The organism is Mucilaginibacter lappiensis, from assembly GCF_900155965.1.
In the GTDB taxonomy this organism is placed as follows: Bacteria; Bacteroidota; Bacteroidia; order Sphingobacteriales; family Sphingobacteriaceae; genus Mucilaginibacter; species Mucilaginibacter lappiensis.
Window position 1 is genome coordinate 327,349 of sequence record NZ_FTMG01000002.1, and the last position, 24,161, is coordinate 351,509.

The following is a 24,161-nucleotide window of genomic DNA, read 5'->3' on the forward strand; positions in this document are numbered from 1 at the left end:
ATGAAATAGATTTATTTTAGGCAAAAGTATTTATTATATGCCAAAAGATAGAAATGCTTTCGGCTTATTAACCACGAAAAGTCTATTTAGAATCAATCTAAGAAATTACATTCAAATTACACAGGGCGAAAGAGGCAAGATACTAGATTCAAGAGGCAAGATAAGCTACATGGGGCGGGGAAAGCTCTGTCCTTGTATAAGTTTGGTTAAATTCCTAACCACTCTTGCGCTCGTTTGCAAAGAGTGCTTAACATGGGTTTGCGTTTAAAACGCAAGGGCGATACAATCGCCGTTCCACAATAAGTACTCTTTGCAAACGAGCGCAAGTAGTTTATATTCCTAAATCTTGACTCTTGACTCTAACCTCTTGATTATCTTCCAATTATTCAATAGCCATCACCTTATCTTTCAAAACCGCGAAGATCCTGTCGGTTTTTTGATTGCGGATAGCCACCTTGCCTGTAAACTGACCAAACGATGGGAGTACTGCCTGTTTACTGCCGAAAGCAAAGCAAGGCAGAGTGATGGATTGCCTGCCACGGCCGCTTAAATTAACTCCGGGGTGTATGTGCCCACAAAAAACATAGCCTTCGGCGCCTTGTAGTTGTTCATCGGCCAGAGGGTGGTGCTGCATCAAAAATGGGTGCAGCAATAGTTCGTCGTGAAGCTCGATATTTAATTGCTGGTAGTGTTTATCGGGTATAATATCATGGTTGCCGCGTACCAGGATAATTTGCAGGCTTGGAAACTGGCTTCGCCACAAAATGAACCAATCCCAGTCGTTATTCATATCGCTGTGGAAAAGATCGCCCAGGAACAATAATTTTTGAGGTTGATATTCATGGATCAGATCAGACAGGGTAGCCAGATCACTTTGCTCCATATCCCGCGGAATGGCAATACCCGCCTTGCGGAAATGCCCAACCTTGCCCAAATGCACATCGGCAATAATCAGGGCCTTTTGTTCCTTCCAATAAATAGCTTTTTGGGGGAGTAACAACAGGTTTTGTCCGAGTAAAATAAATGGAGTTGCCGCACTGATCATCATAAGGATAGCAAAGTTAAAAATTTATTTCCGGAGATGTTGGAGGGGTATTCTGCGGTTAAAGCTGGGGTCTGTGCGATTCCCTCCCTCGGGAAGGTCAATGTCATTAAGTTAAGCACATGGAGCCCCACCTAAATCCTCCCCGGTAGGGAGGACTTTAAAAAATTGAAGCTAAGTCTCCCCTTCCGGGGGAGGATTTAGAGGGGGCTTTTACGGAATTGCTTTTCCCCTTAACTTAATGACATTGCGGGAAGGGAAGGGTTTCTATTCCATGTAAGCTTGCATCACGCATAAACCCCTCCCTGCTTTTGCTCACAAACCAACCGCGCCCCACCCCACGGGAGGGGATTATATAAGCCCCCAATCTTAATTTTTATTATTTAATGTTAAGCAATGTTAACAGAAAGTACAGACTGGTATTGATGTATTTACTTTTATCTTCATCAATTCATTAATCATGAAAAGGAAACTTAAAATCGTATTCATCTTAATAACCCTATCGTTAGCTGGCATTATTGTTTTTCAACTTTACTGGACTAGTAATGCTTATTCCGTCAATAAGAAAATATTTGATGGTAAAGTAATCGTCGCCATGCAGCTTGCTATGGACCGGTGCAAAAAAGATTATTTTGACTCCATTCGTACCGTATTGGTAAAGCGACTTTCTGATCCCAGCAGCGTTATTACCATCGATACCGCTTCAAAAGGAAATACTTCAAACAACAAAATCAACCCGGCCCTTAATATTAACTTCTCATTTCATGGCTCCATAAACAGCAACCCGTTTCAAACAGATGCACATACTTATAACTATTACAGGGCTAATATCAATCATAAAGCTACGGTTCCGGAGGTGCTAACGGAAATGTCTTTTTATGTCCCGACTTTAATGATGGAACTCACCACTTTTTTAGGTGTTGATGATGCCATGCACCCCCCTCCGGAGCTATCCGCATTTATAAAAACACATCCGGGTGTCCCAAGCAATAAATGGCCGCTTCCTAAAGAGGGCATCTATGCTTTGCCTCCCAACTATAAACAAGCCGACAGTTTAAAGCTAAGCCGGTACTTTGCGCTGGAACTGCAGAAAATGAATATTGATGCGCCATTTATTTTAAGCTTATCCAACAAAGGCCAGACGCCGCAAGATTTCAATTTCCATTACAGTGAAACCAATGAGAATGTTTATCAATATCATGGCTTTATATTTCTTTTAACGCATTACACCCGGCAAGATGAATTTACGTTGTTTGCAAAGGCAACAATCCATAACCCGCAATATGCCGTTATCAAAGGCATGATGATCACCCTGGTATTATCGGCTCTGCTGGTATTGTTTACTATTTACTGCTTTTATTACATTATCCGAACCATCAATCAGCAAAAAGCATTGGGCGAGTTAAAGGACGATTTTATCAACAACATGACGCATGAATTAAAAACACCCATCGCCACTATTACGGTAGCTATTGAAGGGCTGCAAAAATTCAATGCACTCAATGATCCCGAAAAAACGCAGCGCTACCTGCAAACCTCCAGGAATGAATTGGCCAAACTAAACGAGCTGGTTAGCAAAGTGCTTGATGTGGCCGCCTTTGAATGCGATAAAATAATCTTGCTGAAAGAGAAAATAGAGGTTGATGCCCTGATGAACGAACTGATAACTGCCGAAAAAGCCAAAGCCGGTAAAACAATAAGTATCGCTCATAATAACCGGGATCGGGTTGATGATATCGTAGCCGATAAACTGCACTTTGGCAATGCCATATTGAATGTTCTGGATAATGCGGTTAAATATTCCAACGAACCGGTTGATATCAAAATTGATGTATACCGGGATGGTCATATGATCGTATTCTCGATAAGTGATAAGGGTATAGGCATCCCGGCGGCGCACCTGGGGCGTATTTTTGAAAAATTTCACCGGGTGCCTACCGGTAATGTGCACAATGTTAAAGGCACCGGACTTGGTTTAAGTTATGTGAAGTATATTGCAGAAGCGCATGGCGGCCATGTAACTGTAAAAAGCGAAGTCAATGCGGGTAGCCAGTTTATAATATCAATACCGATGTAACATGAGTAAAATACGCTTATTGCTGGCCGAAGATGAACTGGCCCTGGCCCATATAGTGCGCGAAAGCCTGGAAGAAAATGGCTTTGAGGTAATACTTTGCGCTAATGGCGAACAGGCCCTGCAAAAATATAAAAGCGACAAGCCCGATATTTTAGTACTGGATATTATGATGCCAAAAATGGATGGTTTTGAGGTAGCCCGCCAGATACGGGAAACTGACAAAATAATACCGGTGATTTTTTTAACAGCCCGGTCGCAGCCCAAAGATGTGGTGGCCGGGTTTGAATCGGGGGCCAATGACTATTTAAAAAAGCCTTTTAGTGTAGAGGAACTGGTGGTGCGTATTAAAGTATTGCTGAGTGATAATCGCCTGCTTGGCGCAGGCAAACCTGCGGGCGAAAGTCACCAGATTGGGAGTATCACTTTTAACCCGCTTAAAAATACGGTTCAGCAAGGCATCAATCAATGGCAATTAACCAGCCGGGAAAGTGATATTTTGAGGTTGTTATGTAAAAATCAGCACCACGTATTACCACGAAAAGCCCTGTTGGAGACGATCTGGGGCGATGATAGTTTTTTTAACGCCCGAAGCCTGGATGTGTTTATCAGCAAACTCCGCGCGCATTTAAAAGCCGACCCTAATGTGCAGATCATTACCGTAAGAGGACTCGGTTATAAATTGGTTTGGTGATGGAACAATAGGTGTTCGGAAGGTTGTTATTTGGGCTAAAGCCATTAAATGCTTCTAATGTCCGTCCCATTTATGGGACGGCAATGAATGAAAAACTAATTGATTTATTCTTCATTGCCGTTGGTTTTAACCAACGGATTGCAAGGGCATAGAGCTATGGGCTTTAGCCTAAATAAGCTATACATTATATGTTTTGATTCTTCCGAACATCTGTGATGATTTTATAAAGTTTTTTATCTAACTGTTACGTCATAGATAAAATGGCCGTAATGGTTAAAAAAACAAATTATGAAAACCCCTATCTTTTTTATCTTGCTATCTGCCACGCTAAGTTTTACCGCTTGTACTAAAGACAAAGCAACGGCACCCCCTCAAAAATTGGACGGAACGTATACCGGTGCGTTTACATCTTCAAGTACCGATGCAACTAACGCTACGGCCAAAGTTGTAATTTCTGGTAAAACCTACCAGGCTACTTTAAATACAGCTTTTGGAGTTTCGAGCAAAGGTAGCTACGCTACCGGTAACAATCAGATCGCTTTTACAGACAGCACCGTGCATACGGCCAATTTTGATTGGGGCCTTTTGCTCAATGGTACCTACACCTCGACAACCAAGGGTGATAGTTTAATCCTGGTGAAAAAAGGTGCTGGGTTTAATTATACCTATAGGTTAAAAAAGCAGTAATTGTTTACGGGACGTAAACCCCAAACATTTTTTGTATCTTTAAGTACATCCAACGCCCAGCCCTGCTTACTTGAAAATTGTAAGCAGGGCTGTTTGGTTAAAGAGATAAAAAGGCTCAAAAATCGATTGTTTGGCATGTAGTTATTTGATAGTCAATCTTATGCATCTTTTTAAATCTTATAAACCCTGCCAAAAATTTGTTAAAAAGTGTTAAAATCGATGTTTTCGAACAGGTTTTGAATGGTTTCAATCTGATTTCTCCCTTATTTCGATCAGAAAAGTGTTAAAATAGGGCTTTAAAAAGTTTTTGCGAAGAGCAGTTGGTTTGAATTTTATAAGGTTGGTTTTGGGCGGGACAAAGATGTGGTTCGATGTTCGGCGTTCAAAATTCATTATTCGATATTATTTTAAGTTTCTTATTACTTTTATGCTCACCAATATAGTTTTACAAATTGGGTGCATGAGCGCTGTAATTTTTAAATAAAACAACCCTATGGAATTTCAAAATCTGCTGATAGAAAACAAAGAACGTATACAATACATCATCATTAACCGCGAAAGCAAACTTAACGCACTTAACCGGGATACTCTTGCCGAACTGCACGTGGCTTTTGCGGCAGCTTTTAAAGATCCCGCGGTTGGTGGCATTATTATTACAGGAACGGGAGCCAAGGCTTTTGTGGCCGGTGCCGATATCAGTGAATTTGCCAATCTGGGTATCGATGCAGGTACAGCGCTTGCCAGGAAAGGACAAATAGAGGTATTTAACCTGATTGCCAATGGTAATAAACCCGTAATAGCGGCCATCAATGGTTTTGCATTGGGCGGTGGTTTGGAGTTGGCTATGGCCTGTCATATCCGTATTGCTTCTGAAACTGCAAAAATGGGTTTACCCGAAGTAACCCTGGGTTTAATACCCGGTTATGGTGGTACCCAGCGCCTGGCCCAATTGATAGGAAAAGGCAAAGCGCTGGAAATGATATTGACTGCCGATATGATAACCGCCGTAGAAGCTCATCAATATGGCCTGGTTACGTATGTGTTTTGTCCCGAAGATTTGTTGGTTAAAGCCGAAGAGTTATTGCAGAAAATATTGCTGAGAGCACCATTGGCTCTTGCCGCTGCCATCCACTCCGTAAATGCGGGCTTTACCGATGGCGTTGACGGTTACGGGATCGAGATAGCCCAATTTGGAAAATGCTTTGGCACCAAAGATTTTAAAGAAGGCGTTGCTGCCTTTTTAGAAAAACGTAAAGCCGCGTTTAAAGGGGAGTAGTTCAATCGCTTCTCTCCTCCTTTTAGCTTCAGGTTTCGTCATTGACAAAATTACAGGTGTTAAAATTTTGTTAACAGGATTCAATTTTAGGCCTTTTTCGAGAGCTGTGTTTATACCTATAGGTTGTGAAAGGTTCCCAAAAAGCAAAAAACACGCATGAAACCTGTTTTTTGCCGGGTGAAAAGCTATGTTAATTCTGTGTTAATTTGACACTAATAGGAGTGTAAAAAATCAATTTTACACTGGGCTGACCAAAATACCAGATTGGTCAAAAAATAAATCATTGTTAATCAATCGATTAAATATTCGTGACTTTTGGATGAAAAATCATATATGTTTCTGTGCTTTACTTTGCATTGTGTTTATAAAACATATATCAAAAACACACAATTGTTATGAAAAATTCATTTAAAATTTCGGCCCTTGTTTTAGCATTTGCAGGACTTGCATTTGGCGCTAAAGCACAAACATCTACCCCAACAACAACTACTACTACATCAACCACCACCAACAACGGTATCCGTTACAGCATTGGTGTTGACGCAGGTATCCCATTGGGTAACTTTAAAGATAACTACAAATGGAATTTAGGTGGTTCGGTACAAGCGGATATCCCGGTTATTTCAAACCAATTATTTGTTACTGTTAACGCAGGTTACAACAATATCTTTGGTAAAAAGAATATCGGTGGTGTTCAAGGTGCTGATGTTACAAACTTTCAATTGATCCCTGTAAAAGCTGGTTTAAAATACTTCATTATTCCAAACTTTTATGTTCAAGGCGAAGCTGGTGCAGCATTTTTGTTAAACAAAAAAGATGTTGGTGTTAACAAATCAACCGCATTTGTTTATGCTCCGCAAGTAGGTGTTCAATTCCCTATCAGCGCAAATGGTAACTTTATTGATGCCGGTATCCGTTATGAAGCAACTACAAAATATGCTACTGGTGTTGACCAAAGCAAAGTAAGCTTCTTAGGCCTACGTGTAGCATACGGCTTTTAATATGGCCCTACATGTACCTAATTAACAAAAAGGGCAGCCAATTGGCTGCCCTTTTTGTTTGCCCTTTTTTGTGGTAAAAGGCCCGTTTTTTAAATTAGGCTCTATAAATTAGCAACATTGTTTGTAACTTAAACGCGTTTAATACATTTACCGTTATCAGTATTGCTCTTATGAAGAAAATCCTCATCATTGATGATGAAGTTAATGTGGCTTTATTGCTATCTAAATTTTTAACCCGTAATGGCTTTGATGTAAGCACCGCATCAAGTGGAACAAGCGGTATGGAAGCCCTTAAAAATGACGAGTTTAACCTGGTGTTATGTGATTTCAGGTTAGAAGATACCGATGGCCGCGAAATGCTCCGGAATATCAAAACTCAATATCCCAAAACCGGGGTTATCATTATTACAGGTTACTCGGATATTAAGATGGCCGTTGAGTTGATAAAAATGGGAGCTTATGACTATATCACCAAGCCCTTATATCCCGACGAAATATTAAATACCATTAATAAAGCCGTTGAAACGCACTACGCCCTGGTTGAAGATACCGGCGACGACAATAATGTGGTTACCGAAAAATCAAAAAGCCGCGACAATAAAAAACTAGTGTTTGCCAGCGAATTTGTTGCCGGCAGCAGCAAATCATCAAAAGAATTGCAACGCCAGATAGAGTTGGTGGCGCCTACCAATTACAGCGTAATTATATTGGGTGAAAGCGGCACGGGTAAAGAGTCGGTAGCAAAAAGTATACACTTGAACAGCCAGCGGCATAACCAGCCCTTTATTGCGATGGACTGCGGTTCATTAACCAAGGAGCTGGCGGCCAGCGAATTTTTTGGTCACGAAAAGGGATCATTCACCGGCGCACTTTATACCAAAATAGGGCATTTTGAAATGGCCAACGGAGGTACCCTGTTTTTGGATGAGGTAGGCAATCTTTCCTACGAGATACAGGCTGCTCTGCTGCGCACCGTTCAGGAACGAAAAGTTAAAAGGATAGGCAGTACCAAAGAGATTGATCTGGACGTGCGCATTATTATAGCCACCAATGAAAGCCTGCAGGACGGCATATTAAAAGGTAAGTTCAGGGAAGATTTGTACCATCGTTTTAATGAATTTACCATATACATGCCACCACTGCGCGAAAGGGGCAACGATATTATGCTATTGGCCGAACATTTTTTAAAGATAGCCAATAATGAACTTGGGCGTAATGTAAGCACGTTTGCTCCCGAGGTGATTGACTGTTTTATGAACTACAGGTGGCCGGGCAATATCCGCGAGCTGAAAAACGTGATCAGGCGGGCAGCCTTGCTGGCAGAGGATAACGAGATCACAATGAAAGCATTGCCGCTGGAGATCTCCAACTTTAAGGCGCCTTCATTTGAACAGGCTTATAACCAGGTAAACGAAACGCCCGAAGTAAAGGAACCACGGCATGACCTGAAAAACGCCGCCCTTGAAGCCGAATACGAAACCATTATTAAAGTTTTAAGAGAAGTGAACTTTAATAAAACCAAGGCAGCCGAAATATTAAATATCGACCGTAAAACGTTGTATAATAAGATGAAGGCCATCAACCTGAAATAAAATGGAAGATATACCAGCAAGGAGTAATAACGACAACTTGCGTAAGTTAAAACATGATATTAAAAACCAGCTTTCCAATATTCATCTGGCGCTGGAACAGTTGAAGTATGAGATCCCTGATCTTTCTGACGATTGTTTATTTTATCTGGATACTATTTTAACAAGTTCAACCCAGATAAACAATTTACTAAACAACACCGATTAGCTTTTTTAGTATCAAGTAGCTAGTATCAAGTATCAAGATATTTGTAAATTGGTGCACAATGTACAGTATCCTAAAGATCAAACATTATTTAAACAATTTTAGCGGGTATCTGTACAATTAAAGTCCTGATACTTGATACCCAAACCTGATACCCAATGTCAATTTTTAACTATAAGCAACGTAATAACATTATCCTGGTAAGCATCATTATACTAGGTTGTTTTTTGTTGTACGCACTCAGTGGTTTATTCAGCTCCATATTAGGGGCCATTGTGTTGTTCACCATCTTCAGGCCACTGTATCTGTATCTGGTCGAAAAAAAAGGATGGAGCCGGGTACTGGTGGCTTTGCTTATCATATTTTCTTCGCTGGTAGTTATCGTAATTCCCTTCTTGTTACTAAGTATCATGGTGGTGGGTAAAATATCCAGCATCAATATTAAATCGTTACCTATTGAACAGTGGACGTCTAAAATTGACGCGTTTGCGGCAACCAATCTTAACCAGCCGCGTTTTGCAGAGAATACCCTTCAAAAATTGGGCTCATTTGGTACCGAGCTTTTTCCGTCCATACTAAGCAGCGCAGCCAATATCATTATCACCTTGTTGGTGCTGTACTTTTTGTTATACTTTATGCTTACGCAAATACGTGAATTTGAGGCTGGTTTATTAAAATACGCCCCATTTCGTGAACAACACGCATTAAAATTCGCATCCGCCCTACGCGATTCTACCTATTCTAACGTTTTAGGACAGGGAATAATAGCCGTTATACAAGGTACGCTGCTGGCCATTGGCTTTTACCTGTTTGGAATACCCGACGCGGTGTTTTGGGGTGTAATAGGGGCCTTTATATCCTTTTTGCCGGTGGTAGGGGCGCCAACGCTTTCTATACCCGCCAGTATTTTATTATTTGCGCAGGGACATACGTTAAAAGGGGTTTTATTACTGATTTATGGCTTGCTGGTTATTGGCAATATTGATAATGTTTTGCGCATGATCATTAATAAGCGTATAGCCAATACACACCCTATTATATCCGTTGTAGGGGTGTTTATAGGATTGCCGCTTTTTGGGATACTGGGCCTGGTTTTCGGGCCGGTATTATTGTCGTATTTTTTATTGTTGCTGGAGATATACGAAACGAACAGAATGGCAGCCGATAGACTGGAACGGATACATACAACACCCGAAAACTGACAGAGTGAATTGAATAGTTTTGTGAACATTGGACAAAGCACTATTGGGAGTTAAAAAAATAAATTATACAGAAATTGCAGAAAAATTGGCCGATCTGTAATATTTGGCAGGATATTTAATCTATATATTGCGGAAGTGAGGATCGAGATGTGGGGATCGTGTGGCGGGTGCGAGTGTTTCGGCCCGGATAACACGAAACCCGTAACAGATAACGCGAACCTGAGAAAAAGGAATGTTCAACTTAAAATTATATTACAATGAATGATAACACAAAAGTAGTTGTTGCATTGCTTGCCGGCCTGGCAGCAGGAGCAGCCCTGGGAATTTTGTTTGCACCTGATAAAGGTAATGAAACACGCGACAAGCTAACCGAATCATTAAAAAATCTGGGCGAATCAATAAAAGATACCGCAGCAGCCGAAATTGATAACCTGGTAGGGTTAAAAGATAAGGTAGTTGAAAACATAAAATCAAAGATCAGAGGGGCCGAAGAAGAGTATCAGGACGATCTGGAACACGCTTAATTTACTTTTAGTATCAGGTATGAGTATCAAGTAGCTAGTATCAAGACTTTTTGCAAACGTCTTAAAACAAATGCAGCTGTCGTGATACTAGCTACTTGATACCAATATAACAAACAAGATACTCACATCAATAATATCTATGGAAGCCAAAAAAGAAACACCACCACCATTACCTCCCATTGTTGACCAGCTGAAAGAATATGCCGAAACGCGTTTTAAGCTTTTGAAATATGAGGCTATTGAAGGTGGAACTTCAATTTTAGCCAGTATGATTACGGATGTTATTACCGCAGTAAGCATGGTGCTGGCCTTTATGTTTGCCAGTCTTACTTTAGCTTTTTATCTGGCCTATTTGTTAAATTCAGATTGGGAGGGCTTTGGGTGTGTAGCACTTATTTATTTAATAATAGCCGTTGTTGTAAAGCTCAATAAAGAGCGTATTGAAAAGCCGTTGATTAACCTTTTCATACAAAAACTGTTTAAAAAATAAAGTATGGACGTTTCAATAAAAAATATTACAGATTTGCAGGAAGAGATTGCGAGGATACGCATTATTGAAGCCCAGCAGGGCCAAGAACTGGGCAAGCGCTTTAATAGCCCCTCGGCTATATTTGCCAGTATCATGTCGTTAATAAATTCTGGAAATAGAAAGGACGGCGATGACCATCCGGGTATTTTTAACCAGGACTTTTTTGGTTTACTCTCCAGAATTGTATTGCCCGTTACGCTGAATAAAACGCTGTTTAAACGCTCTAACTTTTTAGTTAAAACACTAGTTGGCCTGGTATCGCAAAAAGCCTCAAACTATATCAGCAGTGATGCCATACATGGTTTATGGGATAAAGTAAAATCTGCAGTTCATTCGGCCATTTCAAGTAAAGCGGAAACTCCGCGTAAAGGTGGCATGCCCAATGTACCGCCGCCGGTAGTGATGTAGCACTTTAAGTCTTAGGTGTTAATGTAAAGACGCATATTTGCGTCTTTTTGCATTCAATTATGTTTGTCGGCACTATTTGGCAGGAGACGCAAATATGCGTCTCTACAATAGTCCACTTGTGAAAAGATACCAAAACACCTCAAAAGTTTCACAGTTTGCAGAAAAGCCTATTTTTGCACTTTATTTAAAAAAGTGGGAAAAGATAAAATCAGACGCTTTGCCGAAATTGACACCTTTAGCAACGTATTACAGTTAGATGCCGGTAAACCCTTTAAAGACGAATGGGGCAAAGGTTTTTTTAAGAATAATAACCCGGTGGTGTTGGAGCTGGCCTGTGGCAAAGGCGAATACACGGTGAACCTGGCCACGCTGTTTCCAGATAAAAACTTTATTGGTATTGATTATAAAGGCAACCGCATTTGGCGCGGGGCCAAAACCGCGCTGGAAGAAAACGTAACCAACGTGGCCTTTTTACGCATCCAGATCGAAAACCTGCTCGATTATTTTGCCCCTGGCGAAGTTGACGAGATTTGGATAACCTTTCCCGATCCGCAGCCTCAGTTGAGCCGCGAAAAAAAACGCCTCACTTCTCCCCGCTTCTTAGATAAGTATATCGAAATATTAAGACCGGGCGGATGCGTGAATTTAAAAACCGACAATGACGGCCTGCACGCTTATACCGCCGAAAAGATAGAGGAGCTGAAGCTCAAACTCCATATAAGGACGGAAGATCTGTATCATTCGCCCCATGCCGATGAGGTGCTATCCATTAAAACATATTACGAAAAAAAATACTTAAAAGATAATAAGAACATTAACTACCTTAAATTCTCGTTTGCTTAAGAGGATTTGGGGTCTGTGGGATTATGAGACTATAGGATAAAGAAACCAATTCACGCGTCATTGCTTCGTACCTCGCACATCGTGATTGCGTTTATAAGCCGTATCTTAGCTTTGAGCTTTCTGCTTTCAACTTTAAGCTTTTTGATCATGGACGATATTAATTTTTTTGATAAAGTATATCAGGTGGCCCGGCTCATACCGGTGGGCAGGGTAACCTCTTATGGCGCCATTGCCAGTTATCTGGGCACAAAAGGCTCATCGCGTATGGTGGGTTACGCCATGCAGGCAGCAGGCAAAGTAGTGCCTAAAGTGCCAGCACACCGGGTAGTGAACCGCCAGGGTTTGCTTACCGCCAAATTTCATTTCGGCGGCAACCTGATGGCCGAATTGCTGGAAAGCGAAGGTGTAAAAGTAAAGGATGATCAGGTACAGGAGTTTAAAACCGTATACTGGGACCCAAACATCGAACTGGCTTTATGAGCCGGGGTTGCGGTATATGTTAAAATAAGTTAATTATATAAAGCGTAATATTAAAAGATATATCTTTATATAGCCTGATTATTAATCGTTTATCGCACCTATGAAAAAGTTTTTTTTATGCTTCATCCTGGCTGGAATATTTGTACAAGTATCCTCAGCGCAAACCGCCACTTTACATATCAATATTGCCAATACAACAAGTACCGATTGTTATTTATGGATACCCTATTATAGTTTCAGTCGTGATTTTTTGCAAAAGGGAGAAATCACTTTGGCATTGGATAAGCAAAAAACTGGCTCGTATACCATCAGCTTAACTCAACCTGTATTTATTAATTTGTATTGTGATGCCGACTCCACCCGCACAAAGTCCCTGAATTATCACTTTTTTTTATCGCCAGGCGATGATGTCTTTTTTAAGGCCGATTTTAATCAAAAAGATAATGGCATTGTGGTTACTGGCAAAGGGAGCAATAATAATCAGCCATTAGCCGGGAACTTAATTGATATTGACCTAAATAAGTTTAATAAAGATACACTACCCAACCAGGTTGTTGCTGTTATCAATAAACAGTACAATCTAAATAAAAAGGCGTTCGATACCTATTCGATGAAATATAAACCATCTGCAGCCTTCATTAAAAGCTGGCAATATAATTTACAATATTATGCCCCGGACGTTTACTATGGCTTTAAAGAGCAAGCTAAATATTATGTTGATAAGGATGCATATCACCGTAATGTTGCATCATGGAACCGCGCAACCGATAGTTTATTTTCAGCCATTAAACTAAGTAATGATGACGCCTTAATTGCCGACCAATATCTGGGCTTGCTCCGGAATTTTTTATTGCGCGAAAAAGAACGCCTATGGAGCGCAAGCAATGAAACCCCAGATGATTTTTATAAACAATGGTACAATACTAATGTTGAAGAGGGCAAAAAGTTGTTCAGTGATGATATGACAAACCTACTGCAGGAAAAAATAATCCATAAATATTTTACCGGAAAAGCAGCGGAGTATGAGTATGGTGTGTTGTTTGATGGCTCATTGGAAGAGCGTAACCCTGTAAATCTGGTTCAAATTTTTGAGCGTTTTAAAAAACAATATCCAGGGAGTAAATATGTAGAATGGTTTGGGCCCTCCATTGACTCTATAGCCAAAAGACAACAACAGACGTTAAGCAATGAAATGGTTTTTGTGACCGATAACGGAACAAAGCTAAATTCGTTTGAGGATGTGCTGGCTATAACAAAAGGAAAAACCGTGTTATTAGATATGTGGGGTACCTGGTGCGGCCCCTGCCGGAGTGAAATTGAAAAGAACAGCCACGCCATTAAAGCGTATTTTAAAGGCAAAGACTTGGATTATTTATATATAGCTAATTATGACTCCACCAATGAAAAAAAATGGAAAGAGTTAATTGCTTATTTTGATTTAAAAGGCACACATATTTTATCTAATGAAAAGCTGAGTACTGATATTATGGGAAAAGTGAAAGGCAGGGGTTATCCAACCTATGTGATCCTTAAAAAGGATGGCACCTATGAACAGTCAAAAGCGGGTTATCCGATGAAAAGAGATGTTTTAATTAAACAGCTGGAAGAGGCGTTGGCTATGAAGTGATATTATAATAGCTGGAGCAATTCCATCCGGTTGCCAAACGGATCAATAAAAGCAAAACGTTCCCGGCCGGCAATCAGGGGTTCTTCCATTATTTCTAATCCATGGCTTTCCAGGTATATGCGTGCAGCCAGCACATCACTAACCTCAAAAGCTGTATGCCTTATAGAGCGGGGATGGCTATCCTCCACCCCAATATGCAGTTCGATATCTGCTATCCGGAACCAATACCCTGCCGACGAAAAAACACGGGGACGCTCTGTTGGTTCCAGGCCAATAATGTTGGTATAAAACCGCCGGGCTTCTTCCAGTCTTTCAGGCGGAACGCAGATATGGATATGGTCGGCTCGCTTAAAGTTGATCATGGAGTTATGTTTGATGAAAATTCGACAGGTACAAAAAAGCCGTCCTTTTTATCCCGGTAAATTCAAAGATAAAAAAGACGGCACTTAAACAGATAATAACTATCGGAAAATATAATTTACGCCAGCTTGGAATGCCGACTGATCGGCGGAAAAATAAAGGTATTTGCTAAGGGAGGATGGCAGCCAGTAAGCTCCGTAAACCTCCATGCGCTTATTGATCTGTACGCCTGCTTTTACTGGTATCGAAAATTCAAATCCCTGTAAATCAGGGTATTTGTTTTGTGCTGTCACAGATGTTATAGTGCTGTAATGATAGGTAGTTGTGTAATTGTAATTATTGTATTTATAAAAGTTCATGGCCACGCCTAAATCAATAAATGCTTTGAGTTTGTCGGTCGAGTAAAAGTTATACATGATTTGAGGTACGGCAGATAAGTGATACACTTTTACGTCAAGCGCATTTGTAGTAATGTTAGTTGCAGATGCTTCGGAAAAGTGGTAACTGTTTACGGCACCGGTAATTTCTAGTCTAAAAAGCAGCTTTTCTGTGTACTTATTGATCAATAGATCCATTCCTGCCGCTATAACGGGAGAAATAGCGTTGTCATGTATGCCATTACTAAATGGGCCGGCTTGCCCCGCAGAGCTGTTAAATTGCAGCTTGCTGTAACGTAAGCCTGCCCCTGCAAAAAAACGAACACCAGAATTGGAGTTGACCGTCTGCTGGGTAGCTTTACCGCCGTTTAACGCAATGACAGCCGATGTAAGGTCGCTTTCAGCATAATTGGCCTTCTGTATCCTGGTAATAATTTTGGTATCGCCCGGCAGATATTGGTAGGCTAGTCTTAATAGTTGGCTAATGTAGCCGTTAATGCCGGTAACAGATCTGCTCTCCTCATCAAAATACAGGTATTGCCTCAGGTATTCAATGGTATGGGTCTGCTTGTTAAAGATATAGTAGCTGGATTTGAGGTTGTCGGTCCATGCATAAAGCGAAACGTTTTTACCATTAACCAGATTTTGTAAAAAAACGGTATCGGTTGTATAGGCTGTATCCGGCGAGTGGCTTAATTGTGCCAATTCAACGGTACTGGTACTTATGTTAACCGTAAATTTGTCGTAATATTCGGCATTCGTTATCGCAAAGCCATTGGCGTTTGCCACGGTGAATTTTTGCGGTGTTGCCGCAGCCTGTGTTTGTTTAAAATTGATTTCCCGGGGATTTTTGAGCCACTCACGATAGTCTACAAATCCCTTAAGCGTATCATTTTTACTGTTAATAACGTAACCTGGTTTGTAATTGCTTTGAGCCTGTAAAAAAAGGGGAGCCTGTGACAGCAAAAGCAGCAGGCAAAATAATTGTTTCATTTATAAGAATTAGGTTTACAAAAGTATAAATAAAGCAACAGAAATAGTGGTCGCGAAAAATTATCTAAAAAAGCAATAAGTCCACATTGTGTAAATGCTAATTAGTTTAGTAAATTTGTGTAAATAACAGCTCTGCTTTTTACAAAAGAGCAGGGCTGTTTAATTAAGAAAAGAAAAGCAACAAAAACCAACCGTTTGGTATGTAGTTGATTGATTATGAATTGTATGATGCTTTTTAAATCTTTCAAAACACATCAAGGATTTGTTAAAAAGTGTTAAAATCGATGTTTATGAATGAGTTTTGGGTGGTTTTGACCCGTTTTTAGCTCCTTTTTAGGCCAGAAAATGTTAAAAGCATACCTTTAAAAAGTTTTTGATAATCACTAATTCACCAACTCAATAATTCACTAATTAAAACTCCCGTGGGAAAACTTGTAGAAGAATTTGACGCCTATCGTACCAAAATGAACGACAGGGTCATGAAAACCGCCAATACCAATATAAAACGCTTTTTTGCGCTGGACACCACCAGCTATGCCGATGGCGCGCTGGATGTTAAAACCAAAGAAATGCTGGGCCTGGTAGCCAGTATGGTTTTACGCTGCGACGATTGTATCAAATACCACCTGGGTAAATGCCATGCAGCCGGCGTAAACAGCGATGAACTGAACGAAATATTCATGATTGCCAACCTGGTGGGCGGCTCTATCGTCATACCTCACTACCGCCGGGCGGTGGAGTATTGGGATGAATTGAATGAAGCTTAGCAAACAACAGGTTTCATAACTTTTAATCACAAAAATGATGACTTCAGACTCAAAACTTAAGACTTTCGACTTAAAACGCTGTTCATGGGCCGGTACTGACCCGCTGTACATGGAGTACCATGATAAAGAATGGGGCAAAACCACGCATGACGATAAGGTTCTGTTTGAGTTCCTTGTCCTCGAATCGGCACAAGCCGGTTTAAGCTGGATCACCATTTTGCGTCGCCGTGAAGGGTATAGGAAAGCGTTTGTCAATTTTGAGGTTAAAAAAGTAGCTGCCTTTACCGATGATGACGTAGAGCGCCTGATGCAGGATACGGGTATTATCCGCAACCGGCTTAAAATTCTGGCGGCTATCAATAACGCGCAGCTGTTTATCAAAGTACAACAGGAGTTTGGTTCGTTTGATAAATATCTCTACAGCTTTATGCCCGATGGTAAGCCGATCATCAATCACCCGGAATGGAGCGTACCTGCGAGTACGGCTATATCTGATGCCATCAGCAAGGATATGAAAAAACGCGGTTTCAAATTTTTCGGCACCACCATTTGCTATGCGCACATGCAGGCTACAGGGATGGTGAACGACCATTTGGCCAGCTGCGATTTTAGGTAGGGGATTAAACCGATTTGTTTGACGATTTTACTGATTTTTGAGGATGATATCTGGATTTGATTTTTAGAAAGAGGTTGGTCACTATTCATCAACATAAATTGTATTTTTGAAAAGATACAGATCAATTTAATCTTTAGTATATATCTGCTGATAATCAGTGCTGTCGCCATATATCGGTGAAATCACAACCATATCAGTGTAATCATAACCAATGAAAAAATTATTTCTTTTGGATGGCATGGCCCTTATTTACCGGGCGCATTTTGCTTTAAGTAAAAGTCCGCGGTTTACCTCAAACGGCTTGAATACCTCGGCAGTAATGGGTTTTACCAATACCCTGCTGGATGTTTTGAAAAAAGAAAAGCCAACCCATATGGCTGTAGTATTTGATACCGAGGCCCCAACCGAGCGCCATACCGATTATGAGGCCTACAAAGCCCATCGCGAGGCCATGCCCGAGGATCTGTCCAAAGCCCTGCCCTACGTGATCAAGGTGATACTGGGTTTCAACATCCCGGTTATTACGTCTGATGGTTATGAGGCTGATGATATTATTGGTACCCTGGCTAAAAAAGCCGAACAAAAAGGCTACCAGGTATATTGTATGACTCCAGATAAGGATTTTGCGCAATTGGTATCTGAGAACATCCGCATCTACAAACCTGCCCGCATGGGTAACGAAATGGAGATACTGGGTGTAAAGGAAGTGCTGGAGAAATGGGAAATTGAACGCGTAGAACAGGTTATTGATATTTTGGGTTTATGGGGCGATGCGGTGGATAACATCCCAGGTATCCTTGGCATTGGCGAAAAAACGGCCAAGGCCCTGATCAAACAATACGGCTCGATGGAAGAGATCATTGCCCACAGCCACGAGTTAAAAGGTAAGCAACGTGAAAACGTAGAGAATTTTGCCGAACAAGGACTCCTTTCTAAAAAGCTGGCTACTATACTGCTAAACGTCCCGGTAGAGCTGGATGAAGAAGGACTGCAAATGGGCGAGCCAAGCAAAGACCTGCTGGAACCGCTTTTTGCCGAACTGGAATTCCGCACTTTAGGCAAGCGGGTTTTTGGTGATGATTTCAGCGTTACCGAAATGAAAGCGGTTTCGGTACAAACCGATTTGTTTGGTGATCCGGTAGCTACCGCCCGCACTACCATGACCGTTGATGTGGAGGATATTTATGAACCCCCTGCCATTGCTGCTAAGAACATTGACAACGTACCGCACGAATATCACCTGGCAGATACGCCAGAGAAGCGCGCGGAACTGATAGCCCTGTTGCTAAAACAACAAACCATTTGTTTTGATACCGAAACTACCGGCACCGATGCTAACAATTGTGAATTGGTGGGCCTTTCATTCGCGATAAAACCCGGCGAGGCATGGTATGTACCCGTTCCGGAAAATCAGGATGATGCCAAAAGTATCGCGACCGAATTTAAACCTGTACTGGAGCATGAAGGCATCAACAAAATAGGGCAAAATATTAAATATGATATCCTGGTGTTGAAATGGTATAGCATCCAGGTAAAAGGTGGCTTGTTTGATACCATGATGGCGCACTATGTGATCGATCCGGATACGCGCCATGGTATGGATATCCTTTCGGAAAATTACCTGGGTTATAAACCGGTTTCCATCACTACGCTTATTGGCCCCAAAGGGAAAAACCAGGGCAATATGCGCGATGTGGAGATAGAAAAGATCAAAGAGTATGCCGCCGAAGATGCTGATATCACCCTGCAGCTTAAATCTATTTTTGAGCCTAAATTAAAACAGGTAGAGAGCGAAAAGCTGATCAATGAAGTTGAGCATCCGCTGATATATGTGCTGGCCGATATGGAGTTTGAGGGTGTAAAAATTGATCACGATACCCTGCGCGAATTCTCCAAACAATTGGAAACAGACATTGCCGGTTTTGAAAAAACAGTATATGAAAAAGCAGGCGTGCGGTTTAATATCGCATCGCCAAAGCAACTGGGCGAGGTATTGTTTGAAAAACTGATGCTTGATCCAAAAGCCAAAAAAACCAAAACGGGACAATACCAAACCGGCGAGGATGTGTTATTGTCTCTTGCTGCCAAAAGCGATATCGTGCGGGACATCCTGGATTTTCGTCAGTTACAAAAACTCAAATCGACTTATGTAGATGCCCTGCCAACCATGGTTAACCCTAAAACCGGCCGTGTGCATACCTCCTATAACCAGGCTGTTGCTGCAACCGGGCGTTTAAGCAGCGTGAACCCCAATTTGCAAAACATACCCATCCGTACCGAGCGTGGTCGTGAGGTGCGTAAAGCCTTTATTCCGCGTGATAGCGGGCACAGCATTGTATCGGCGGATTATTCGCAGATAGAGCTCCGTATTATTGCCGAGATCAGTAAGGATCCTAATATGATGCAGGCCTTTGTTGATAACCTGGACATCCACACCGCTACAGCCGCCAATGTGTACGGTATAGCCCTAAATGAAGTAACCAGCGATCAGCGCCGTAATGCCAAAGCGGTTAACTTCGGTATCATTTACGGACAGTCGGCATTTGGTTTATCGCAAAACCTGGGTATCCCGCGTAAAGAAGCTGCTGATATCATTGAGCAGTACTTTGCCCAGTTCCCGGGTATAAAACAATACATGACCGATACCATGAACTTTGCCCGCGAAAACGGTTATGTAACCACATTGATGGGCAGGCGCAGATATCTGCGCGATATCAATTCGGCCAATGCTACCGTACGTGGCTTTGCCGAACGAAATGCCATTAATGCTCCTATACAAGGTTCAGCAGCCGATATGATCAAGATAGCCATGATCAATATCCACCGGGAACTAAAAGCCCAAAAACTGGATGCAAAAATGACCATGCAGGTACATGATGAGTTGGTGTTTGATGTGCCTCATGACGAAATTGAGCTCATTAAACCCATTATTATGCACAATATGAAAACCGCCATCAAAACTGAGGTGCCTATCATGGTAGAGATTGGCACGGGATTGAACTGGCTGGAAGCGCATTAAATAGAGTCAAGAGATTAGAGTCGGGAATAAGATTTTTTTTCTAATGTTGATTTGTTATCAACAACGATATCTAAAAAGATCGTGCAATCGCTCGGCTCCAGTCTATAGCTGTTCGGAAGATGCCAAAATGAATTTTGTCATTCTGAGCGATAGCGAAGAATCTTCTTCAACAGGCAATAGCCGGGTGCTTTTCTGAGGCAGAAGATCCTTCGCTATCGCTCAGGATGACACCTTAATTGATTAGCTTTCCCTTTTTTAGTGCAAGTCTTGTGCGGATGCTTAGTGGGTAGATGACTTGCGCTTGTTCCTCTTATTTTTGGAGTAGTCACAAGTCAGCCTTTGCTCACCGCCTCGCAGCACAAGACTTGCGCCAATGGAGGGCGACGACAATTTATTTACGAATAAGATAAAATATAAGAGTTTTTAGAATCACAATGTCCGCTTAGTGTATCCGGTGACCCAACCCGGCACTTTCCATTTTCCTCGTTTTTGGTGCAAATACTGCAAAGTAAGGCACAAAACCTTAATAAGTTTTTTACAATAATCGGACTAAATTTCAAAAACTATATTAATTCATATAGGTTTCTCTTTTAGCAATCTTTGCTTAAATTGAACCAATAAAACCTTAATGAAAATATACCATCTGAGTGCCGAATGTTACCCCGTTGCCAAGGTTGGCGGGCTTGCTGATGTGGTTGGGGCTTTGCCCAAATACCAAAATCAGGCGGGTTTGCAGGCTGCTGTTGTGATGCCTTTTTACGATCGAAAGTTTACCCGCGAAAACGAATTTGAGGTGGTTTTCAGCGCGGCTACTTTGCTGGGTACCCGCAGACTTTTTTTTGAGATTCTGAAAGAAAAAACCAATAAGCTGGGCTTTGAGTTGTACCTGGTTAAAATACCTGGCCTGCTTGATCGCGAAAATATATACAGCTATCCTGATGAACGGGAGCAGTTTATCGCTTTTCAGCTGGCTTTTTTAGATTGGATAAGTTATAGCGGGCAAACACCCGATGTGATCCATTGTCATGATCATCACTCGGGGCTGGTGCCATTCCTGTTGTACCACTCCAAGTTATACCAACGATTGGTTAATACGCCTACCGTATTCACCATTCACAATGGGCAGTATCATGGCGCTTTTGGCTGGGATAACCTATCGTACCTGCCCGAGATCGACCTGACAAAAACAGGCTTGCTGGATTGGGCCGGAGGTATTAACCCGCTGGCGGCGGCTGTAAAATGCTGCTGGAAATATACCACCGTATCGCCCACCTATCTGCATGAGCTTACGGTGAATTCCAACGGGCTGGAGTATCTGTTCTGGGCGGAAAGCGCTAAAGGCTATGGCATTATCAATGGTATTGATACCGATGTATGGAACCCGCAAACGGATCCCATGATTGCTACAAAATTTACAGCTAAACAAATAGCCAAAGGAAAACAGGCTAATAAAAATGTGATCTGCGAGCGCTTTGCTCTGGATGCCGCTAAACCTCTTTTTGTTTTTATTGGTCGTTTAGTAGTTGAAAAAGGCGCCGATCTGCTTCCTGAGGCCATTGAGCGGAGCATCACAGAAAACGAAGGACAAGCTAACTTCCTGATCCTTGGCTCTGGCGATAAAGAAATGGAAACCGCCCTGCTGGAATTGAAAGAAAAATATCCGGAACAGTGCAATGTGTTCATCGGGTATGACGAAGCATTGGCTCACCTCATTTATGCTGGTGCCGATTTTTTACTAATGCCCTCGCGGGTTGAACCTTGCGGCCTTAACCAGCTTTACTCTTTACGGTATGGAACTATGCCATTGGTTAGGAGCACCGGCGGATTGATAGACTCAGTAATTGATTTTGGCGACGAAGGAGGCTACGGCATCCGTTTTAATAATGCCAGTGTTGATGATATTGGCCATGCCATTGTTCGTGCTAATACCCTTTATCAAAATACAACACAATTGCAGCAATTGCGCAAACGCATGATGGCACTCGATTTTTCGTGGGACCGTTCGGCAAAAGAATATATTGATCTGTATGAAAGTTTAAACCCTACGAGATATGACATCTAAAGTAATTTCCATTGTACTTGGCGGTGGCCAGGGCAGTCGTTTATCCCCCCTTACGGCAACACGCTCTAAACCCGCAGTTCCTATTGCCGGTAAATACCGGTTGGTTGATATTCCTATTTCCAACTGCCTGCACTCGGGAATTACGCGCATTTATGTATTAACGCAGTTTAACTCGGCATCGTTAAATAAGCACATCAAAAACACGTATCATTTTAGCAGTTTTAGTGATGCTTTTGTTGATATTTTGGCAGCTGAGCAAACGCCTACAAGCGGAGCCTGGTTTCAGGGCACAGCAGACGCGGTAAGGCAAAGCTTGCATCATTTGTCAGTTCATGAGTTTGATTATGTGCTGATCCTGTCGGGCGATCAGTTATACCAGATGGATTTTGAGGAAATGATCAATCATCATATTGATACGGGTGCCGAAATCTCCATAGCCACTATTCCGGTTGACGCTGCTGATGTTCCGGGTTTTGGCATACTAAAAACAGATGAAAACAGCATGGTTACCGCCTTTGTGGAAAAACCAAAAACGGATTTTGAAAGCTGGGCATCAGACGTAAGCGACGAAATGAAGGCCGAAGGCCGGGTTTACCTGGCTTCGATGGGTATTTATATATTTAACCGTAAACTTTTATATGAATTGCTGGAAGGGAACGATCGTACAGACTTTGGAAAAGAGATCATCCCGCAATCAATAGCTAAGCACAAGGTGGCAAGTTTCCAATATGAAGGTTACTGGACAGACATCGGTACTATTCCATCGTTTTTTGAAGCCAACCTGGGGTTAACAGATGATATACCCAAATTTAACCTGTTTGGCGAAAATCATATTTACACCAGGGCGCGAATGCTGCCACCGTCAAAAATATCAGGCACAACGATGGAAAAAACCATTATTGCCGATGGCTGCATCATTAACGCTAAAACAATCATTCGCTCCCTGATCGGTATCCGGACTCGTATCGGTGTAGAAACCACCATAGAAAACTGTTATGTAATGGGTAACGATAGTTATCAAACCCTGGAGCAGATAGCCGAACTAAAATTAGACCATTCGCCGATAATGGGTATAGGCGAAAGATGCCAGATCAAGAATGCCATTATTGATAAAAATACCTACATCGGTAACGATGTTAAAATAAACATGGGTAAAACGTTACCTGACGGAGATTTTGACACGCACACTGTACAGGATGGCATAGTAGTGATCAAAAAACGCGCGGTTATACCTGATGGTACAATTATTTAACTAAAAATTAATACAAACAATTTGTGGTTGGTTTGTTATAGATAGTATAAAACTATTTAAAACGTAAAAACTATGAAAAAGGCACTTTGTATAATCGCCCTAACAGCGATTTCTTTCGGAAGCGTTTTCGCTTATGGAGTACCGGTAAAAACCGTACACAGTACCATGCAAACCGATACTACCAAGAAAAAAATGAAGCACAAAAAAATGAAGAAAGACGGAAAAATGAAAAAAGATACCACCAAAATGTAGTCTTCTTCAAAAAACAAAAAGGCCTCCCGAAATTTTCAGGAGGCCTTTTTGTTGAATAGGCAATTTAATAATCTTGTCATCCCGAGGAACGAAGGATCCCGCCGCCAATGTTGGTGTTGTCACCAACATTATACGTGCTGGTTAATTACTCGTGCAGATTATTGTTGGTGACAACACCAACAACGGCGGTAATTTAAGAATCTTGTCATTCTGAGGAACGAAGGATCTATTTACAAATATGTACAGTGTAGATCAGATGCTTCACTCCGTTCAGCATGACAA

23 protein-coding genes are annotated in these 24,161 nt (G+C 41.6%); 20 read left to right on the top strand and 3 right to left on the bottom strand.

Annotated features, from left to right (window positions below; translation table 11 throughout):
• Positions 1-382: 382 nt before the first annotated feature.
• Positions 383-1,048 (bottom strand): ligase-associated DNA damage response endonuclease PdeM, encoded by a 666-nt coding sequence (gene pdeM, locus BW976_RS05585; RefSeq protein WP_245834642.1) that lies wholly within the window; start codon positions 1,046-1,048, stop codon positions 383-385.
• Positions 1,049-1,502: 454 nt separating this feature from the next.
• Between pdeM and BW976_RS05590 the strand changes: the two genes are divergently transcribed.
• The 14 genes from BW976_RS05590 (at position 1,503) to BW976_RS05655 (ending at position 14,181) form a co-directional block, all read left to right on the top strand.
• Entirely contained in the window at positions 1,503-3,119 is a 1,617-nt protein-coding gene (locus BW976_RS05590) for a sensor histidine kinase (RefSeq protein WP_076371263.1), read from the top strand.
• Between the two features lies 1 nt (position 3,120).
• Positions 3,121-3,810, top strand: coding sequence for a response regulator transcription factor (locus BW976_RS05595; protein WP_076371265.1), 690 nt, complete (start codon positions 3,121-3,123; stop codon positions 3,808-3,810).
• A gap of 288 nt (positions 3,811-4,098) precedes the next feature.
• Entirely contained in the window at positions 4,099-4,497 is a 399-nt protein-coding gene (locus tag BW976_RS05600; RefSeq protein WP_076371267.1) for a hypothetical protein, read from the top strand.
• 493 nt (positions 4,498-4,990) lie between these two features.
• Positions 4,991-5,773, top strand: coding sequence for an enoyl-CoA hydratase/isomerase family protein (locus BW976_RS05605; protein WP_076371269.1), 783 nt, complete (start codon positions 4,991-4,993; stop codon positions 5,771-5,773).
• 395 nt (positions 5,774-6,168) lie between these two features.
• Complete coding sequence (locus BW976_RS05610) at positions 6,169-6,774, top strand: hypothetical protein (protein WP_076371271.1); 606 nt, start codon at positions 6,169-6,171, stop codon at positions 6,772-6,774.
• 170 nt (positions 6,775-6,944) lie between these two features.
• Positions 6,945-8,366: a sigma-54-dependent transcriptional regulator gene (locus BW976_RS05615; RefSeq protein WP_076371273.1), complete on the top strand. Its 1,422-nt coding sequence runs from the start codon at positions 6,945-6,947 to the stop codon at positions 8,364-8,366.
• A 1-nt stretch (position 8,367) separates the two neighbouring features.
• The gene (locus BW976_RS05620; protein WP_076371275.1) at positions 8,368-8,571 is read left to right on the top strand and encodes a hypothetical protein; all 204 of its coding nucleotides are present in this window, start codon (positions 8,368-8,370) and stop codon (positions 8,569-8,571) included.
• Positions 8,572-8,726: 155 nt separating this feature from the next.
• Positions 8,727-9,770, top strand: a complete 1,044-nt coding sequence (locus tag BW976_RS05625) for an AI-2E family transporter (RefSeq protein ID WP_076371277.1) — start codon at positions 8,727-8,729, stop codon at positions 9,768-9,770.
• A gap of 257 nt (positions 9,771-10,027) precedes the next feature.
• Positions 10,028-10,294: a YtxH domain-containing protein gene (locus BW976_RS05630; protein ID WP_076371278.1), complete on the top strand. Its 267-nt coding sequence runs from the start codon at positions 10,028-10,030 to the stop codon at positions 10,292-10,294.
• Between the two features lie 139 nt (positions 10,295-10,433).
• Positions 10,434-10,784, top strand: coding sequence for a phage holin family protein (locus tag BW976_RS05635; RefSeq protein ID WP_076371280.1), 351 nt, complete (start codon positions 10,434-10,436; stop codon positions 10,782-10,784).
• A 3-nt stretch (positions 10,785-10,787) separates the two neighbouring features.
• Complete coding sequence (locus BW976_RS05640; protein ID WP_076371282.1) at positions 10,788-11,231, top strand: hypothetical protein; 444 nt, start codon at positions 10,788-10,790, stop codon at positions 11,229-11,231.
• A 192-nt stretch (positions 11,232-11,423) separates the two neighbouring features.
• Positions 11,424-12,074: a tRNA (guanosine(46)-N7)-methyltransferase TrmB gene (trmB, locus tag BW976_RS05645; protein ID WP_076371284.1), complete on the top strand. Its 651-nt coding sequence runs from the start codon at positions 11,424-11,426 to the stop codon at positions 12,072-12,074.
• 147 nt (positions 12,075-12,221) lie between these two features.
• Positions 12,222-12,554: an MGMT family protein gene (locus BW976_RS05650; RefSeq protein ID WP_175614050.1), complete on the top strand. Its 333-nt coding sequence runs from the start codon at positions 12,222-12,224 to the stop codon at positions 12,552-12,554.
• Between the two features lie 100 nt (positions 12,555-12,654).
• Positions 12,655-14,181, top strand: a complete 1,527-nt coding sequence (locus tag BW976_RS05655) for a TlpA family protein disulfide reductase (protein ID WP_076371286.1) — start codon at positions 12,655-12,657, stop codon at positions 14,179-14,181.
• 2 nt (positions 14,182-14,183) lie between these two features.
• On the opposite strand, the gene BW976_RS05660 is transcribed toward BW976_RS05655, so the two are convergent.
• Both BW976_RS05660 and BW976_RS05665 read right to left on the bottom strand, forming a co-directional pair.
• Positions 14,184-14,543: a VOC family protein gene (locus BW976_RS05660; RefSeq protein ID WP_076371288.1), complete on the bottom strand. Its 360-nt coding sequence runs from the start codon at positions 14,541-14,543 to the stop codon at positions 14,184-14,186.
• A 99-nt stretch (positions 14,544-14,642) separates the two neighbouring features.
• Positions 14,643-15,911 (bottom strand): hypothetical protein, encoded by a 1,269-nt coding sequence (locus tag BW976_RS05665; RefSeq protein ID WP_076371290.1) that lies wholly within the window; start codon positions 15,909-15,911, stop codon positions 14,643-14,645.
• A 422-nt stretch (positions 15,912-16,333) separates the two neighbouring features.
• Here BW976_RS05665 and BW976_RS05670 point away from each other — a divergent pair, with 422 nt between their 5' ends.
• The 6 genes from BW976_RS05670 to BW976_RS05695 all read left to right on the top strand — a co-directional run bounded on the left by BW976_RS05670 (position 16,334) and on the right by BW976_RS05695 (position 23,879).
• On the top strand, positions 16,334-16,678 hold the full coding sequence (locus BW976_RS05670) for a carboxymuconolactone decarboxylase family protein (protein ID WP_076371292.1): 345 nt from the start codon (positions 16,334-16,336) through the stop codon (positions 16,676-16,678).
• A gap of 34 nt (positions 16,679-16,712) precedes the next feature.
• A complete protein-coding gene (locus BW976_RS05675) occupies positions 16,713-17,294 on the top strand; it encodes a DNA-3-methyladenine glycosylase I (protein ID WP_245834643.1) in 582 nt (193 codons plus the stop codon).
• A gap of 211 nt (positions 17,295-17,505) precedes the next feature.
• The gene (gene polA / locus BW976_RS05680; RefSeq protein WP_076371296.1) at positions 17,506-20,313 is read left to right on the top strand and encodes a DNA polymerase I; all 2,808 of its coding nucleotides are present in this window, start codon (positions 17,506-17,508) and stop codon (positions 20,311-20,313) included.
• A gap of 628 nt (positions 20,314-20,941) precedes the next feature.
• Positions 20,942-22,375: a glycogen synthase gene (locus BW976_RS05685; RefSeq protein WP_076371297.1), complete on the top strand. Its 1,434-nt coding sequence runs from the start codon at positions 20,942-20,944 to the stop codon at positions 22,373-22,375.
• Complete coding sequence (locus BW976_RS05690; protein ID WP_076371299.1) at positions 22,365-23,627, top strand: glucose-1-phosphate adenylyltransferase; 1,263 nt, start codon at positions 22,365-22,367, stop codon at positions 23,625-23,627. The genes BW976_RS05685 and BW976_RS05690 overlap by 11 nt, the downstream gene beginning before the upstream one ends.
• Positions 23,628-23,699: 72 nt before the next feature.
• Positions 23,700-23,879, top strand: a complete 180-nt coding sequence (locus BW976_RS05695; RefSeq protein ID WP_076371301.1) for a hypothetical protein — start codon at positions 23,700-23,702, stop codon at positions 23,877-23,879.
• Positions 23,880-24,161 lie beyond the last annotated feature (282 nt).

Bases quoted from the DNA above. Each gene is read 5' to 3' on its own strand.
- BW976_RS05610 (WP_076371271.1), top strand. From the start codon at position 6,169: ATGAAAAATTCATTTAAAATTTCGGCCCTTGTTTTAGCATTTGCAGGA.
- BW976_RS05635 (WP_076371280.1), top strand. From the start codon at position 10,434: ATGGAAGCCAAAAAAGAAACACCACCACCATTACCTCCCATTGTTGAC.
- BW976_RS05630 (WP_076371278.1), top strand. From the start codon at position 10,028: ATGAATGATAACACAAAAGTAGTTGTTGCATTGCTTGCCGGCCTGGCA.
- BW976_RS05690 (WP_076371299.1), top strand. From the start codon at position 22,365: ATGACATCTAAAGTAATTTCCATTGTACTTGGCGGTGGCCAGGGCAGT.
- BW976_RS05600 (WP_076371267.1), top strand. From the start codon at position 4,099: ATGAAAACCCCTATCTTTTTTATCTTGCTATCTGCCACGCTAAGTTTT.
- pdeM (WP_245834642.1), bottom strand. From the start codon at position 1,048: ATGATGATCAGTGCGGCAACTCCATTTATTTTACTCGGACAAAACCTG.
- BW976_RS05625 (WP_076371277.1), top strand. From the start codon at position 8,727: ATGTCAATTTTTAACTATAAGCAACGTAATAACATTATCCTGGTAAGC.
- BW976_RS05695 (WP_076371301.1), top strand. From the start codon at position 23,700: ATGAAAAAGGCACTTTGTATAATCGCCCTAACAGCGATTTCTTTCGGA.
- BW976_RS05590 (WP_076371263.1), top strand. From the start codon at position 1,503: ATGAAAAGGAAACTTAAAATCGTATTCATCTTAATAACCCTATCGTTA.
- BW976_RS05640 (WP_076371282.1), top strand. From the start codon at position 10,788: ATGGACGTTTCAATAAAAAATATTACAGATTTGCAGGAAGAGATTGCG.
- BW976_RS05605 (WP_076371269.1), top strand. From the start codon at position 4,991: ATGGAATTTCAAAATCTGCTGATAGAAAACAAAGAACGTATACAATAC.
- BW976_RS05620 (WP_076371275.1), top strand. From the start codon at position 8,368: ATGGAAGATATACCAGCAAGGAGTAATAACGACAACTTGCGTAAGTTA.
- BW976_RS05650 (WP_175614050.1), top strand. From the start codon at position 12,222: ATGGACGATATTAATTTTTTTGATAAAGTATATCAGGTGGCCCGGCTC.
- BW976_RS05665 (WP_076371290.1), bottom strand. From the start codon at position 15,911: ATGAAACAATTATTTTGCCTGCTGCTTTTGCTGTCACAGGCTCCCCTT.
- BW976_RS05660 (WP_076371288.1), bottom strand. From the start codon at position 14,543: ATGATCAACTTTAAGCGAGCCGACCATATCCATATCTGCGTTCCGCCT.
- BW976_RS05655 (WP_076371286.1), top strand. From the start codon at position 12,655: ATGAAAAAGTTTTTTTTATGCTTCATCCTGGCTGGAATATTTGTACAA.
- BW976_RS05685 (WP_076371297.1), top strand. From the start codon at position 20,942: ATGAAAATATACCATCTGAGTGCCGAATGTTACCCCGTTGCCAAGGTT.
- polA (WP_076371296.1), top strand. From the start codon at position 17,506: ATGAAAAAATTATTTCTTTTGGATGGCATGGCCCTTATTTACCGGGCG.
- BW976_RS05675 (WP_245834643.1), top strand. From the start codon at position 16,713: ATGATGACTTCAGACTCAAAACTTAAGACTTTCGACTTAAAACGCTGT.
- BW976_RS05615 (WP_076371273.1), top strand. From the start codon at position 6,945: ATGAAGAAAATCCTCATCATTGATGATGAAGTTAATGTGGCTTTATTG.
- BW976_RS05595 (WP_076371265.1), top strand. From the start codon at position 3,121: ATGAGTAAAATACGCTTATTGCTGGCCGAAGATGAACTGGCCCTGGCC.